General features: G+C 57.1%; 14 protein-coding genes and 1 pseudogene. 5 read left to right on the top strand and 10 right to left on the bottom strand.

What is annotated here, in order from left to right; all coding sequences use genetic code 11:
- The first annotated feature begins 3 nt into the window (after positions 1–3).
- Entirely contained in the window at positions 4–2,205 is a 2,202-nt protein-coding gene (gene paoC, locus J5274_RS18325) for an aldehyde oxidoreductase molybdenum-binding subunit PaoC (RefSeq protein ID WP_219275415.1), read from the top strand.
- Positions 2,206–2,676: 471 nt separating this feature from the next.
- On the opposite strand, the gene J5274_RS18320 is transcribed toward paoC, so the two are convergent.
- Together J5274_RS18320 and J5274_RS18315 are read right to left on the bottom strand one after the other, a co-directional pair.
- Positions 2,677–3,042 carry a hypothetical protein gene (locus tag J5274_RS18320; protein WP_219275414.1) on the bottom strand — a complete coding sequence of 122 codons (366 nt, stop codon included), beginning with the start codon at positions 3,040–3,042 and terminating at the stop codon, positions 2,677–2,679.
- Positions 3,043–3,746: 704 nt separating this feature from the next.
- Positions 3,747–4,268 carry a hypothetical protein gene (locus J5274_RS18315; RefSeq protein WP_219275413.1) on the bottom strand — a complete coding sequence of 174 codons (522 nt, stop codon included), beginning with the start codon at positions 4,266–4,268 and terminating at the stop codon, positions 3,747–3,749.
- A 234-nt stretch (positions 4,269–4,502) separates the two neighbouring features.
- Here J5274_RS18315 and J5274_RS18310 point away from each other — a divergent pair, with 234 nt between their 5' ends.
- The 3 genes from J5274_RS18310 to J5274_RS18300 all read left to right on the top strand — a co-directional run bounded on the left by J5274_RS18310 (position 4,503) and on the right by J5274_RS18300 (position 5,684).
- On the top strand, positions 4,503–4,652 hold the full coding sequence (locus J5274_RS18310) for a hypothetical protein (protein ID WP_153816514.1): 150 nt from the start codon (positions 4,503–4,505) through the stop codon (positions 4,650–4,652).
- A gap of 213 nt (positions 4,653–4,865) precedes the next feature.
- Entirely contained in the window at positions 4,866–5,084 is a 219-nt protein-coding gene (locus J5274_RS18305; RefSeq protein ID WP_219275412.1) for a hypothetical protein, read from the top strand.
- A 297-nt stretch (positions 5,085–5,381) separates the two neighbouring features.
- Complete coding sequence (locus tag J5274_RS18300) at positions 5,382–5,684, top strand: hypothetical protein (protein WP_219275411.1); 303 nt, start codon at positions 5,382–5,384, stop codon at positions 5,682–5,684.
- 43 nt (positions 5,685–5,727) lie between these two features.
- Here the strand turns inward: J5274_RS18300 and J5274_RS18295 are convergent, their stop codons facing one another.
- The 7 genes and pseudogenes from J5274_RS18295 to J5274_RS18265 all read right to left on the bottom strand — a co-directional run bounded on the left by J5274_RS18295 (position 5,728) and on the right by J5274_RS18265 (position 10,897).
- On the bottom strand, positions 5,728–6,054 hold the full coding sequence (locus J5274_RS18295) for a hypothetical protein (RefSeq protein ID WP_219275410.1): 327 nt from the start codon (positions 6,052–6,054) through the stop codon (positions 5,728–5,730).
- Positions 6,055–6,768, bottom strand: a complete 714-nt coding sequence (locus tag J5274_RS18290; RefSeq protein WP_219275409.1) for an SOS response-associated peptidase — start codon at positions 6,766–6,768, stop codon at positions 6,055–6,057. It lies immediately after the preceding gene.
- A 309-nt stretch (positions 6,769–7,077) separates the two neighbouring features.
- Positions 7,078–7,254, bottom strand: a complete 177-nt coding sequence (locus J5274_RS18285; protein WP_209207376.1) for a hypothetical protein — start codon at positions 7,252–7,254, stop codon at positions 7,078–7,080.
- 330 nt (positions 7,255–7,584) lie between these two features.
- Positions 7,585–8,214 (bottom strand): recombinase family protein, encoded by a 630-nt coding sequence (locus tag J5274_RS18280; protein ID WP_219275408.1) that lies wholly within the window; start codon positions 8,212–8,214, stop codon positions 7,585–7,587.
- Between the two features lie 237 nt (positions 8,215–8,451).
- The gene (locus J5274_RS18275) at positions 8,452–9,159 is read right to left on the bottom strand and encodes a hypothetical protein (RefSeq protein WP_257625708.1); all 708 of its coding nucleotides are present in this window, start codon (positions 9,157–9,159) and stop codon (positions 8,452–8,454) included.
- Positions 9,160–9,460: 301 nt separating this feature from the next.
- Positions 9,461–9,738 (bottom strand): annotated as a pseudogene (locus J5274_RS18270) (IS21 family transposase); the annotation flags it as partial.
- Positions 9,739–9,838: 100 nt separating this feature from the next.
- Positions 9,839–10,897 carry a 2-keto-3-deoxygluconate permease gene (locus tag J5274_RS18265; protein WP_219275406.1) on the bottom strand — a complete coding sequence of 353 codons (1,059 nt, stop codon included), beginning with the start codon at positions 10,895–10,897 and terminating at the stop codon, positions 9,839–9,841.
- A gap of 535 nt (positions 10,898–11,432) precedes the next feature.
- On the opposite strand from J5274_RS18265, the gene J5274_RS29370 reads away from it, so the two are divergent.
- The gene (locus tag J5274_RS29370; RefSeq protein ID WP_219275405.1) at positions 11,433–11,675 is read left to right on the top strand and encodes a DUF427 domain-containing protein; all 243 of its coding nucleotides are present in this window, start codon (positions 11,433–11,435) and stop codon (positions 11,673–11,675) included.
- Positions 11,676–11,693: 18 nt separating this feature from the next.
- Here J5274_RS29370 and J5274_RS18255 read toward each other — a convergent pair whose 3' ends face one another.
- On the bottom strand, positions 11,694–13,613 hold the full coding sequence (locus tag J5274_RS18255) for a bifunctional diguanylate cyclase/phosphodiesterase (protein WP_219275404.1): 1,920 nt from the start codon (positions 13,611–13,613) through the stop codon (positions 11,694–11,696).
- Positions 13,614–13,851 lie beyond the last annotated feature (238 nt).

The raw sequence follows: 13,851 nt of genomic DNA, 5'->3' as shown, positions 1-13,851 counted from the left end.
GCCATGCAGTTCGATACGCCAGCAACGACCAATCCAATCGACCAGTTGAAGGTGGTGGGCCAGCCGATCCCGCGCATCGACGGCCAGCTCAAGACCACCGGTCGTGCGATCTATGCCTATGAGTGGCACGATCCCGCGATCCGCTATGCCTATGGCTATCCGGTGGGCGCGGCCATCGCCATGGGTCGCATCAAATCGGTGGACGCGGACGCCGCGAAGGCCGCGCCGGGCGTCATCGCCGTCGTCACTGCGCTTGACGTCGGCAAACGCAAGAAAGGCAAATTCAACATCGCCAATCTATTTGGCGGCGAGGAAATCCAGCATTACCATCAGGCGGTCGCGGTCGTGGTTGCCGAGACCTTCGAACAGGCGCGGTCAGCGGCCGCCTTGATCAAGGTCGATTACACCGAAGGGAAGGGTTCCTTCGACCTGAAGGACGCTATGGCCGGCGCGGTCGAACCGAAGGAGTCCAAGGACGAGCAGGATACGGCGGTCGGGGACTTCGAGGGGGCCTTCAAGGCCGCCGCCGTCAGTCTTGACGAACGCTATACGACGCCCGACCAGTCGCATTCGATGATGGAGCCATTCGCTTCGATCGCCGCATGGAGCGGCGATGAGCTGACGGTCTGGACCTCAAGCCAGATGATCAACTGGTGGCGCACCGACCTTGCAACCACTCTCGGTGTCGACAAGGAGAAAATTCACCTTATGTCGCCCTTCATCGGCGGCGGTTTCGGGGGCAAGCTGTTCCTGCGCGCCGATACCGTTCTTGCGGCTTTTGCAGCGAAGGCTGCGAAGCGCCCGGTGAAGGTGACGTTGCCGCGGCCAATGATGGCCAACAATGCCACGCATCGTCCGGCGACCATCCAGCGCATCCGGATCGGGGCCGGGCGTGACGGCAAGATCACGGCCATCGGCCATGAAAGCTGGTCCGGAAACCTTAAAGATGGAAAGCCGGAGACGGCCGTGATGCAGTCCCGGCTTCTCTACGCCGGCGCCAATCGTATGACTGCCATGCGGCTGGCAACGCTGGACCTGCCGGAAGGCAACGCCATGCGTGCGCCGGGAGAAGCGCCTGGACTGATGGCGCTCGAGATCGCCATCGACGAGATTGCCGAGAAGGTCGGCATGGACCCGATAAAGTTTCGGATCGTCAACGACACCCAAGTCGACCCGGAAAAACCCGAACGACCCTTTTCGCACCGCAATCTGATCGGCTGCCTGAAACGGGGGGCAGAACGCTTCGGCTGGGATGCCCGCGCAAGGCCGGGATCGAGGCGCGACGGCAATTGGCTGGTCGGCATGGGCGTTGCTGCGGCATTTCGCAACAACCAGACAGTTCCGTCTGGAGCGACGGTCCGCCTCGACAAGGACGGGATCGTGACGGTCGAAACAGATATGACCGACATCGGCACCGGCAGCTATACGATCATCGCCCAGACTGCCGCCGAGATGATGGGCGTGACGATGGACAAGGTGGGCGTCCATCTCGGTGACAGCCGTTTTCCCGTCTCGGCCGGTTCGGGCGGTCAGTTCGGGGCCAATTCCGCCACGTCCGGCGTCTATGCGGCCTGCATCAAGCTGCGTGAGGCGATTGCCCAGAAGCTCGGGCTGAATGCCAATGACGTCGCCTTCGAAAACGGTATGGTGCGCTCTGGCGACAGATCGGCTTCGCTGGCCGAGGCCGCAGGCTCCGACGGACTTGTCGGGGAAGACACGATGACGTGGGGCGATCTGTCGAAAACGCATCAGCAATCGACGTTCGGCGCGCATTTTGTCGAAGTCGGCGTCGATGTCGCGACGGGGGAGACCCGTATCCGGCGCATGCTCGCCGTCTGTGCTGCGGGCCGCATCCTCAATCCCATCACCGCACGCAGCCAGGTCATCGGCGCAATGACGATGGGCGCAGGCGGCGCGCTGTCGGAAGAACTGGCTGTGGACACCCGCAAAGGGTTCTTCGTCAATCATGATCTGGCCGGCTACGAAGTGCCGGTCCATGCCGACATCCCGCACCAGGAGGTGATCTTCATGGATGAGATGGATCCGATGTCTTCGCCGATGAAGGCTAAGGGCGTTGGCGAGCTTGGTCTCTGTGGCGTGTCCGCTGCCATCGCCAACGCCGTCTACAACGCAACTGGCATCCGGGTCCGGGACTATCCAATCACGCTCGACAGACTGATCGGCGGTCTTCCGGAGGTCGCCTGACATGCTGGTGGTGGTCGACTGGAGCCGTGGAACTGCGGAGTATAGGTCCTGGGTGAATGTCGCCGAGCTTCAGATGCCGCTGCCTGTAAGCGCGGCACGCACGGATGATCCCGGGCAAGCCCTGGGCCTCGCCGAACAGTGGTTCCATGAGGCCGGTGGCGCTGGCAACTCTCCTTGAAATCGGCGGCGGGGGCGGCAAAACGATGGTCGTGAGCACGGTGGTCAGATAGGCCAGCCTTAGGCAAACGTTAAAACCTGGGCGAATGGCCCGCAGCCCAAGGAGAGCCGGCCGTGATCGCTGAGCTGCGAACCACACGCCAAGCGATTTACCAAGGGTCTCAGCCAGCCGGTTGGAAAAGGCTGCAAGCGTTCGCGCATCGACAGCGACGTATGTTCCGCGTGCCTGAATGGCGAGCGGTGAAAAAACGGACCCCAGCGGACTCGTCTCTGCATTCTTTTCACTGTGGTAACCTAAGGCTGGGACATTGAGGTGTCGTGAAGCCCTATCATTCTGTTCAATTCGGACAAGAGCTGATCGTTTGACATCGTGATTTCGTTGGTCTTTCCAGTTGCTGATATCTCGGATTTCAGAACAACGTTCCGCCCGCTTGGTGACGACCGCGCTGCCACTTCAGACATCTCGATTCTGCCTTCTATCCATTGGGAAATGAGGGCGACAAAGACCGGGTCGCGGTCGATCGGCGTCCCCCGAGCACGATATCTGTCAACAGCGCGCTCATAGGCAGCGCGACGTCTTTCCGTTAGCGAAGGTTCATTTTCCTCGTTCAAACCCATGGCCTTCCCTATGCGATCGTCAACTCGTTCGATGAGTGCCAATAATGCATTTCTCCTAACAGGACATTGCCGACGGCTATCGACGATCACATGCTTTCCGTCTCAACTTCAAAAAGGCACGCCTCGAGAATTGGTGGCTTCCGAGTGTTGCGTGAACCGTTCCCTAACCTCTCCGTCGAGGAGCGGTACGTATTCTGATACGTCTGGCGAAAGGGTGGTGGCAATCGCTGTTCGTCAAGGGCGGGGGCATTGCAAACGGCCCGGAATGACCGTGGCAGCGGGCCTGGCGCAAATTCACGATGCATCGACGCGGCTTTCGCCGGGGCACTAAGTGTGAAGATCAGGCAAGCCCACTGCTTTACATTCTCCTACGCGATGGTTAGCTCGGTCTGAAGGTCGATCCCGACCACCGCTCCTCCCGGAGACTTCGAAGGCGGGCCGACTTCGCCTGTGATTCTCGTCGCCGCCTTTCCTCCTCCGCGAAGGCAATTTCCGTGGATTTCTCGGCAAGCCTTCGCTTCTGCTCTTTCGTCAATTGAACTCGGCGCTTCTTCTCTTCCATCGTATGTCTCCGCTCGAATTATGAACCGAGGAAAAATGCAAAAGGCAGATTATGGTTTCGTCCCTTTTCTGTCTGTCCGGAACTGGACGAAACTCCCTGCGCCGCGCCTCGGAAGACTTCCATTGAGCGACTCTGGTTCAAATGCAGCGAAAGCGGAGTTCAGAATGAAATCTAAAGGTCTATTTTAACGATCGAAGTCTTGTGCCGAAGCTCCCAGGTCTGCTTTCGGACCCGCGTCATTGGAGGAACTGGGTTCGAATAGTTGAGCCTTGCGCAGATGATACTTCATCTTCCACAGCACGAGATCGCGCGGTGACCCAAGCGACACAAGCAGCCATGTGAGCGCAACCGAGCCGACCGTCAGCTTCACCAGTGTCAGGTCTATCGAAGAGAACTCGGAAAGTGCTGCGTCGATGTGCGCAGTGAGCTCCAGGTCGGGAACGGCCTCATAGGCGAGAAAGAAGTCCGAAGCCGACATTCGTGTCAGGACATCGCGAAGATGTCCCGACGAGAAAAGCGCCGATGCGGGATCCGGGCCGACGTGATGGGGCTGTGTCTGCTCGTAGCGCCAGCTTAAAGACTGCGACCGCTGTCTTCCGTTCTCAGCTTGCGACGATCGGGACTGTACCGCCAGCGATGAACTCCCTCGCAGGATGTCGCAGATTACCGTGGTCGCTGACTTCCAATCGGTTTCGTTTTCGAACATCGCGCACCTAGGTGATGGTTGCTGGATAGGGCAACAGTCTGCGTCCGGATTTGTTCCCGAAGCCTTCCGCCCAATCGAGCAGCTGTCTCAGCCCTCGGAGAATTCCGAACTTAGTTAACAACTGCCCCCAGACTCGATGCAATCAACGGGCGAAAACCTGACGGATGGTAATGGACCTTATCTTCGGGAGAGAGTTACAGCGAGAGCATCCAAGGGACACCCCGCTTCTTAATCATGGACAACACTCCATTATATCTTCTTGGCACGATCGAAGCGCTGAACTGGCTCTTCGAGCCGGGATGCGAGGTGATGATCACCGACATGGTGACTGCCGAAGCCATTCGTGAGCCAGGCGAAGGCTGGGATCAGAGACGAAACGCTTGAGCTTACGTGGTTGAGTGGCTGCAAAGCAAGCGAGACAAAATTACGGTTCTCAAAACAGTCGGAGGCCAGCGACACGAACGCGAGATGCTCCTTTGGGAAATGGCTGGGAGGCCGGATGACCTACACCCCGACTGGAGCGACCGCGGGGAACGAAGTGTCTTTTCCGCCGTCCAAGATCTCAAAGCTGCGTTAGCGCAAACGGAGGAAATCGTCGTGATCATGGACGATCGTGACGATCGTGACGGTCGTGACGCTGTGAGAGCGATCCGAGCCGATATCGCACTGATGGGCACAAGAACGTTCATCCGTTGGATGGAAGAAGACTTTGGCATCGAGTCAGCGGCGACAGCTTGGCAAGGCATACGTATGGCAATGGCGGGCACCGCCGACGAGGGCGAGGAAGAGGACCCTGTCTACATAAGACGGAGATGATTTGCCTCGCCCAGGAACTTCAAGGAAAGTGGTGGCATCTCCTACCTAATTCCGCGAAACAGGCCCAATCGGCACGCCTCGAACTCGAGATGACCGAAACCTCTCTTATGACAGACAAGAACGCGCGCGTGACGCGCTGCGCCAGATCAAGCAACGCAGCGTCCCGATTGCCATGGCCGATTTTGGCACAGGTAACCAAGGCGAAGTGGCTCAGCGCACCGCTGACCGGGAATGCCGGAACATTCCAGTGAACGTGATCCGCTTGTCTGTCATTGGGTCTCACCCTATCGTGCTGCCATGATAACCGATCCGCCACACGATGCCTTCTGGCACGCCCTAGAGCGATTTGCCGATGGCTATACGGAAGGCATGTTCGAGGGGCGACGATGGGGGGTGACCGTCAACCGCTCCGCCGATCGCAAACGCGTCTGGCTCTATGGCGAAGACCTGGCCGGATCCGACATGGTCAGTTTCAATCTCTATCGTCTGAATGACGCAGGGCTGACACTGAAGCCGTGCGAGATGTCATCCGACAAGGTCGTGACCTTCGTGCTCGGCTTTGTCACGGGACCATCGGCATCGACGGCAGCAGTCTCGTAGCGGATCGCGCCCTGAACCTGCCATTCGACCGGGAGCGACCTCTTCAGTTGCAGGAAGCGGCCCACCAGTCGGCATAGGGTGTGTTCTTGGCGAGCTTGCGATTGTAATCCGGCGCGCCATCCTCCCACCAGACGGGCCCTCGCTCTCCAAGGGCGATTTTGGCCTCATCGACCAGACTGCGCGCGGCAGTCGTTGCGTCCTTTTCCCCTTTGGCATCCCGAACGGCCCGACGGGCCGCCATCAGCTCGCCCACAAGTTGCACGCGTCTTGTCTCCTCCAGACCCGGATTGCTTTTGCGCCAGAGCCTGCCCCGCACCACGAAATACCGACCATCCGGCGTGTCTGGATAGGCGCGCTCGTTTTTCGCCATTCAAAGGGGCGCCGGCAACAGGTCTGCGGTTTGGCCGGGATGCCCGCCCAGTCCGCCGACTGCCGTGTATCGCGGCAGGACCGTCATTCTCTCTTCCGGAAGCGGTCGCTGGAGTTTCTTGGCCTCTTTCCAGTCTGCCGTCATCCAGATCTCGCATTCTTCTCGTGTCGTCAAAAGCACGGGCATGGCTTTGGGATGGATCGGTTTGACGATATCGTTGGGGTCGGTCGTCAGAAACGCAAAGATGTCGTGCTCGCCTTCGCGCGGCGCTTTGATCGGACCACGGGCACCGGTCCATCGCGTATGAATGCCTGCAAGGGCGAACACCGGCTGGGCCTCGTTCACGGCGAACCAACGCAAGCACTTCCTGCCCGTTTCTGGATCGGACACCTGTTCATATTCGCTGAACGCGGTTGCGAGAACAAGACAACGGTTTTCAACGCCAAGCCACTGCTGCCAATGCGGGATCCATGTCTTGCGAACATTGGTCACCCCCTTGTCCGGCTTGCCGCCAAGGTGGACGTCCGGGGTCGGCATGCCCCAGACTGACATGACCAGCTCCCGTTTGCCGTCGGGATCGACACGGATGATCGGGCCGGGACGGTCTGGGTGGACGTTGAGGGACGGAGGCAAATTGCCCTCGCGATATCGGGTGACATCGATAAAATCGCGGATGGCTTGCTGGTTGCTCGTCAGATTGTACAGATTGCACATTACGCTACCCCGGTGTCATCCTGAAGATAGTCCAAGAGTTATGCTCGGCAACCAAGGATGAACAAGCGCGATCCTCTCGTTTTGCCGTCAGCAGATAGGCCCTCCCGTGCTGAGCTTAAATGTCCTTGAGCCGCTTTGGTTCGGCGAGGTTCAATCGGCTCGCTTCCAGATCTTTCTCGGCACTACGGTTTCTATTGACCAATCCGACGGTCATTCCGCTCATCACAGCCGCCCCGCATAGACAGTGAAATTGCTGGGTCGCCGTTCGCATCCCGTCGAGAGCGTTCGGCCGAAGGCGGATCCGTACTCCTACTTAGGGGTTTGGTCAGGCTTCGGCAGCGAGTTCGCATAATGCGCAGCTTCTCCCGAATAGGGAAAATCGTCACCAACTTGACGGTTGCCGTCATAAATTTTGAAGGATGGTCCGGCGACCTCAACGATCTTATAGCCGTTCACATATTCGATTTCTGGCGTTTTCCAACCCACGGCAAACTCTCCTGACTGGGCATGCTGATCTCCGCAAATCGAGAAGAGCTTGAAGCAGCGTCCACACGCCGCGTTAGGCCCAGCGGGCGTGCACGCCACGACCACAACCTAGGCGCTGTCGCGCTCATTGACAACACCCGCTGGGCAGTGGATTTGCCCCCCTAGCGCCTGGCCGGTTGAACGTATTTCGGACGAACATTCCAGGGGAGGCCGGCGGTCACCCCGAATGGTCTCGAGCAGTTGTGCGAGATGCCATCCACGCTCTGCCTGGCTGGCGACGTGACGATTGAGCGTGTGATCTAGCAACCGGACCGGGATCGCAGTTGCGGTCTATTCTGCCTGTTCCTTGGCTTTGATGCGTTTTGCCATGCGCGCGATCGTCGAATTCGAACAGTGGGTCTTGTGGCGGATGCTTTCCCAGCTCTTGCCACCCCGAAGCATCGCCATGATTTCCTCGTTCCTGCGAGTGTTTTCGGGCCTGCCAGGGTATCGTCCTGCAGTCTTTGCATTCGCAATGCCCTGCTGCTGCCGCAACCGCCTATGTTCATGCCTCGTGCGGGCGGTCGTGGCCAGAGCATCCAGAACAGTGCTGTTGATAGCGTGGACTACCAGTCCGTGCATTTCGTCCCGCGCTGTCGACACCATCTTCCAAGAGGTCGGCAGGTCGGCAGACACGATCAGCACGTCACGGGCAGTAATCTCGGCACGCAAACGATCCCATACCCCCATGTTTAAGCGCGTGAGACTATCGATTTCGCCGATAAGAAGAATGTCGCCCGGCTCGCAACCTGACAAAAGTCGGAAGAGCTCGGGCCGCTGATGTGACACCCCACTTCCATTCTCGATGGATGTGGATGCTATCTTCCATTTTTTTCGGGATGCAAATTCCGTCAGTCGTTTGCAGGCGCGCTTTGCATCCTCATCCGTGGTGCTTGCTTGCAGATAGGCGTGAATGACCATGGGAAGCCGCTCGTGAAACTGTGTTGCGACTGGAAATACAGCTTTTCTCGCCTAAGTAAAAGGTGCTGATCAGCCCGTCCAAGCGTCAATGATGTCTATTCCTGAGGCTTTAAAAGCTCTGGTCTCGTGCTCGATGAAGCCAGATTATGAGCAACAGGTAGCCATGGATTTTACACGCAAGGACAGCGCCAGATCCAGACACTGTTATCGATCTCCGGAAAGCATGAAAAGCCACTCTTAGGTGTCTAGCAGCACTTTCTTCTCTGAAATAAACTTCTCGATGTCAGACTTGCCTTTGACCGTCCAGAAAGATGCCTCGGCCTCGTAGTTGTAGCCCATAACTTCAGGGGGCATATCAAAGACTTTGAACGCCTCGTTATAGTCAGGCGCAAACGAGCAGGCGTAATAGGGAATGAGCTGATCGATATGATACGAAGGCTTCAGAAGCAGAGTGGACGTGAGGCTGCGAGCGATGGCCGAAGCCAGGCGGCGAGAGCCAGCGTCCGCGCTGTAGAAAACGGCAGATGCCAGCACTCGGTACCAAGGTCTCTTCTTCTCACGGCGGAAAATAAAGCCACCGTCGCATAGTCTCGAGGAAGAGGTGAACATATCCCATGGAGACTTGTTCATCACCGCATCAACGTCTATCACCAGAAGCCTCTCAATTCCTCTATCAAGAATTAAGGGGGCAACCAAAAACCGAGCCGCTGTGTAGTAGACTTGGCGATGTTGCAGGCCTGCAGCCAGTTCGCAACGGTCTATCGTCACAGTCAGTCTGACCCATTTGAGGCTTGCCCGCAGCTTTTCCGCAGCCGCAATGACGCTTTTAGGGGGCTCGAGGAGATGGATATGAAGAGCCTGGCGTACGCCCAACCTTTCCATTGATCCAATTAAATCGACTGCGAATAAATTGAAGTAATTGCCGTCGCAGGCTGCAAGGATCACGTCCTTGCCTATCGCAGGGTCGGGTAGGTCGCCGTCTACGGCGTCTCTAAATCTTGAGAAGCCTGTGGCTCCATAATTCGGCAAGCGGAGCGCCTTCCTAACTATCCTGCGTGCTCTGAACTGAAAAATGGCACCATGACTTTTTTCCAATGACGTAACCAATTGCCTCTGCCTTGCAAATATCGACCTATCTATTCATACGGGTAGGTAGTCCCAGCTTAGGAGAATGTCACCCCTCTCTTCGCAGATGTCAGCCTCAAACCTCGAAGACGGCACGTCGTTGGGGAGGTCAATGGTGCCTGTGCACCGGTGTCGTCGTGTGCTGGCCGTTACCACTCGAGCGCCTTTGGGCTGCCATCCGTTCGCCCTTTTAGAATATCTCGAGTCTGTAGGCAGTGATCCATGCTCCAACCTGCTCACGGGCAAAACGGTAGGGCACGAAGTAAAAGTGCTTGTCGATATCGACATGTTAATCGAGGCCAGCCCGGCTTATCTACCACTCAGCGAAGACATATCGTTCGACCGGAGCGGTCGCAGGACGGGATAGTCAAACTCTTCAAAGGACTGGCGTCTTAGCCGCCAAGGAGTGGTCCCGGGCGTCCAAGTTACACTACGCGAGCAAGTTTCCGTCTATAATGACATACAGACAAATGAAACGCCGACATCTGACGCTTATGCTTTAGTCTGCCGGCAAGACGCAAGGCTGGTCTCGGTTACCGACCGGATCAATCCGCGAGTCAAGGTGTTTGGCTGCAACTTCGTCGACGCCGCGGTTTGCAGCTTCCGCATTGTTGCCGAACTTCTTAAACCAGAAGCCGGTTAGAATTGGCACGACGATGGACGTCACGATAATGCAGATCGCAACAAGTGCAGTCGCGCTTGGCGCAGCCGGCGCAAATTGCGGCGCGACGGCGACGATTGCGATCGGGTTGGCTGCGGCAGCACCGGCAGTGGAAGAGGCAGCAAGGCCGGCGGTGCCGTTTCCACCCCCTAAATATTTATCTGCGAGGATAAGCGGGATCCCGGTTAGGACAATGACGGCGAGCGCGAGAGCGATACCGAGGCCGGCTAGTGGCGACAGCAGGGTGTGCAAATCAATGGTGTTGCCCAGAGCAAAGGCAAAAAACGGAATCATCAAGACGCTGCCCGGCGCAAACAGCACCCTGAGCTTTGCATCCAGATTGCCCAAAGCGAAACCGACGACAAACGGCAAGATGGCACCGATAAATATCTGCGGCTCAAAGTGTGCGACGCCGGATGCACCGAGAATGATCATGCTCATGAGCGGTCCGGATTCGATGGACGTCAAGACGAAGGCTCCTGCTTCTTCCTTGGTACCGTAGGTCTGCATCAACGAGGCATAGAGACCGCCATTGGTCATATCCATGGCGCAAACAATGGCAAGCACGGACAGTCCCGCAAATATGCCGCTCTGAATACCCTCGGGGGGAAGAATCAGGGATGCGATGAAGGTGACGATCGCCGCGGCAACGAATTTGGTCAGCACGATCGTGCCCGACTTGCGCAAGACCGTTCCGGTCGAGCTTAATTTGATCGATGCCCCCATGCAGAAGAACCAGACCGCCAGAATCGGGATGACACCGGTCATGATGCCTTGCGTAAAGCCCTTGAAATAGCCGGCTGCCTCGGGCGCAAAGGTTTTGCATACCGCGCCCAGCAGCAGGGGCACGAGCATCAGACCGCCGGGTATGCGGTCAACCGCGTCTTTGATCTTCATTTCATCTCCTCCCAGCAGGCGCTGCTCGCCCCGGCCCGATTTTAGTAGCGCGACCTGTCGCGCAGTCTCCTCCCGCGCGATCCGAGTCAATTCGGTAGTACACTACTTTTTAAAGCCCCTCTACCAGTCAGTGAGATCCAACCAGGGTGCGAAGACCATCATTGCATCAAATTCGATCTGAGGTTCGGCGGTTGCAGAATTTTTTCTTTCGGATTCAGCATTATAACGCATCTGTCCCAAGTCTTTGAGCGCTCGCGATTGTCGTCACTTTGCCCTCGTCAAGTTCAAGTGTGGCGTATTGGTGGTTTTGGCCACGATGAACGAGAAAAAACGTCGAGGCTCTGGCCGCAAAGTGGAAGCGCCGATCGCGCAAGAAAAGCTGAACCTGCGGTCCTCGGCGAATGCTTCCAATTTCGGTGAACCCTTCATCGATCTACGGTAGCGCGGCGAGCCTCTATACCGGCTCTCCCACGACGGGTGCCTCTTCCGAGATCTTCTTTTTCGGCCTTGGGGCCCCCCGACACCAAGTCGAGCTGTGCTTTGGAAAGGCCAAGTAAGCTACTATACGTTAGAGGTCGACGGTCAGAAAAATGTAGACGCGGCCTGGTTCTATGCGGAACCAAAACCGGCCGGGAAGGAGATCAAACCGCGTGGACTTTTGGAAAAGTGGGAAGATCGGAGCCTGATTCACTTTTCGTCACGACCAAGATCGTCCCTATTGCTCAAGAGTAGGGTAGGGGAAGCGACACAGCTCGCATCCAAAAGCCTGTCTAGCTGAGACCAAAGCGGGGAAAATTTACGCTGCGACGCGCAACGTCATCCATTCCATGAGGCTATCGATCGCCATCGGCCTGGCGAATAAATAGCCTTGAAATGTATCGCACCCGATGCCCCGCAGGATGTCAAGCTGGCGAGTGTCTTCGACACCTTCCGCGATACATAGCATCTTCATCGATCGGCATAGCGCAACGACCGCCGCCAGTATTTCGCATCCCGACTCGCTCGCTGTCCCAATCACGAAGCTTCGGTCGATCTTCACCTTATCGATCGGCAGCCTGTGAAGATAGCTCAGGCTGGATTGACCCGTACCGAAGTCGTCGAGCGCGATTTTGATGCCGAGGCCGCGAAGAAGGCGGATTGATTGCTCTGCAGCATCGAAGTCACGCATGACGGCGGTTTCCGTCAGTTCCATGGTGATGCGGGAGGGTTCAGTGCCAGCTTCGAGAATCAATGCGATGATGCCAACCACGGTCTCCGAGGACGTGAGGTCATGGGCAGACAGGTTGAACGATAACGTTATTCCGGCGGGTAGCCGTGTGAGATGCGCGAGCGCCTTGCGCAGGAGTGTCAAGGTTAGCCGGTGGATGATGCCCGCCCGCTCGGCAAGTGGGATGAAGATATCAGGGGGGATACGGCCAAGGGTGGGACTGGTCCACCTGGCAAGCGCCTCCACTGCCCTCATCTCGAAATTCGGCCCACTGACGATTGGCTGAAGGTCGAGCTCCATTTCGGTCTCGAGATCGGCGGCCTGCAGTGCCGCTTCCACGGCGCGGTCCGACCGAATGAGCCGCTCGTGCTCGCTTGAATAGAGCACGGCAAAACCGCGTTGCTCGCTCTTCGCTCTGTAGAGGGCATAATCAGCTTGGTCGTAGAGTGTCATGGCGCTGACGACCTCGGACGTCGACGTAGAAAGACCACAAGATGCTCCGATAGAGATGACGATATCGCCAAGCTTGAAAGGCACCAAAAGAGCTGCGCACATCCGGTTCGCAAATACCGTCGCCGCTTCTCCGTCCATTCCCAGAAAGAAAGCGAATTCATCGCCTCCAAGACGTGCCACCATTGCTTCAGATCCGAAAGCCACCCGAAGCCGCTCTCCGGCGGCTTCGAGCAACTGGTCTCCGACGATGTGGCCATAGGTGTCGTTGACCGCTTTGAAGCGGTCAAGATCAATAATTCCCACGCAGATCCTGCCGCCCTTTTTACCATCCAGTCCGATACGGCCCGACAACTCCGAGAAGAACAGCCGACGGTTTGGAAGTCGAGTAAGGGGATCCGTATGCGCGAGAACCGTCACCTCACGGTTTAACCGTTGCGTCTCGGCCTCCGAGCGGACCAGTCGAACGAAGCCGCGATGACTGTTAAGAAGGACACGGATCATCACGATGGTCACAAGCAGGATATTCAGGGCGATGGCGATGTACACCGCATCGCCAAGCGAAAAATAATAAATGAGATAGGGAATAGTCACGATGGCAGTCACGGCCAGAGCTGCCTGGGGAAGGTGGATCAGGCAAAAGATACATCCAATGACAGTAATTGCGATAAAGATCGCAACGTGTGCCTGTTGGTGGTCACCCCCGTAGCTGCCCAATCCCAAAGACCAGGAGATGTAGACCGAGGCCATTACACCGCCAAGGACTGTGGTCCTTCTGAGCGTCCGGATTGCTTCGGCCCCATTTATAGGCGCATCAGGCTTTTTCAGCCAAGCAATAAGGCGCAGAATGCTGGCGGATACTAGAACCAGCGGAATCCATACGGTCATCCAGGCAGGGGCAACGTCAAGATGAGTGTAGGCGACCGCAACTGCGTTCAAGCTTAGCAGAGCATAAAGCAGAGGAATTTGGCCCTGGAGCTCGCGGCATTGGGCGATCGCTAGCTCGGGCTGCTCTTCGCGCAAGGTGAGCCAACGAAATAACCGCATATAGCTAAGCATGGCATCCTCATTTTTTAGATGAAGATGGCAGCTTCGCGTAAAATCATTCCTAATATACTGATGATAATTACAAGAACAACAGGTTTGGAGAGCAATTCATGCGGTATGCAGCTTGTGTGTATGTGGCAGGTAAGCCGGGTGATGATTGGCAATGAGCGAACAAAGTTGCAGGTGGCACATACCAAGCTCAGCGATTCCACCGCGTTTGTCGTCCCGGCCTATATCGTGCAACAGTACG

This window comes from Rhizobium sp. L51/94, assembly GCF_019355555.1.
Taxonomy (GTDB): Bacteria; Pseudomonadota; Alphaproteobacteria; order Rhizobiales; family Rhizobiaceae; genus Rhizobium; species Rhizobium rhododendri.
This window is presented reverse-complemented; position numbering and strand designations above follow the sequence as displayed.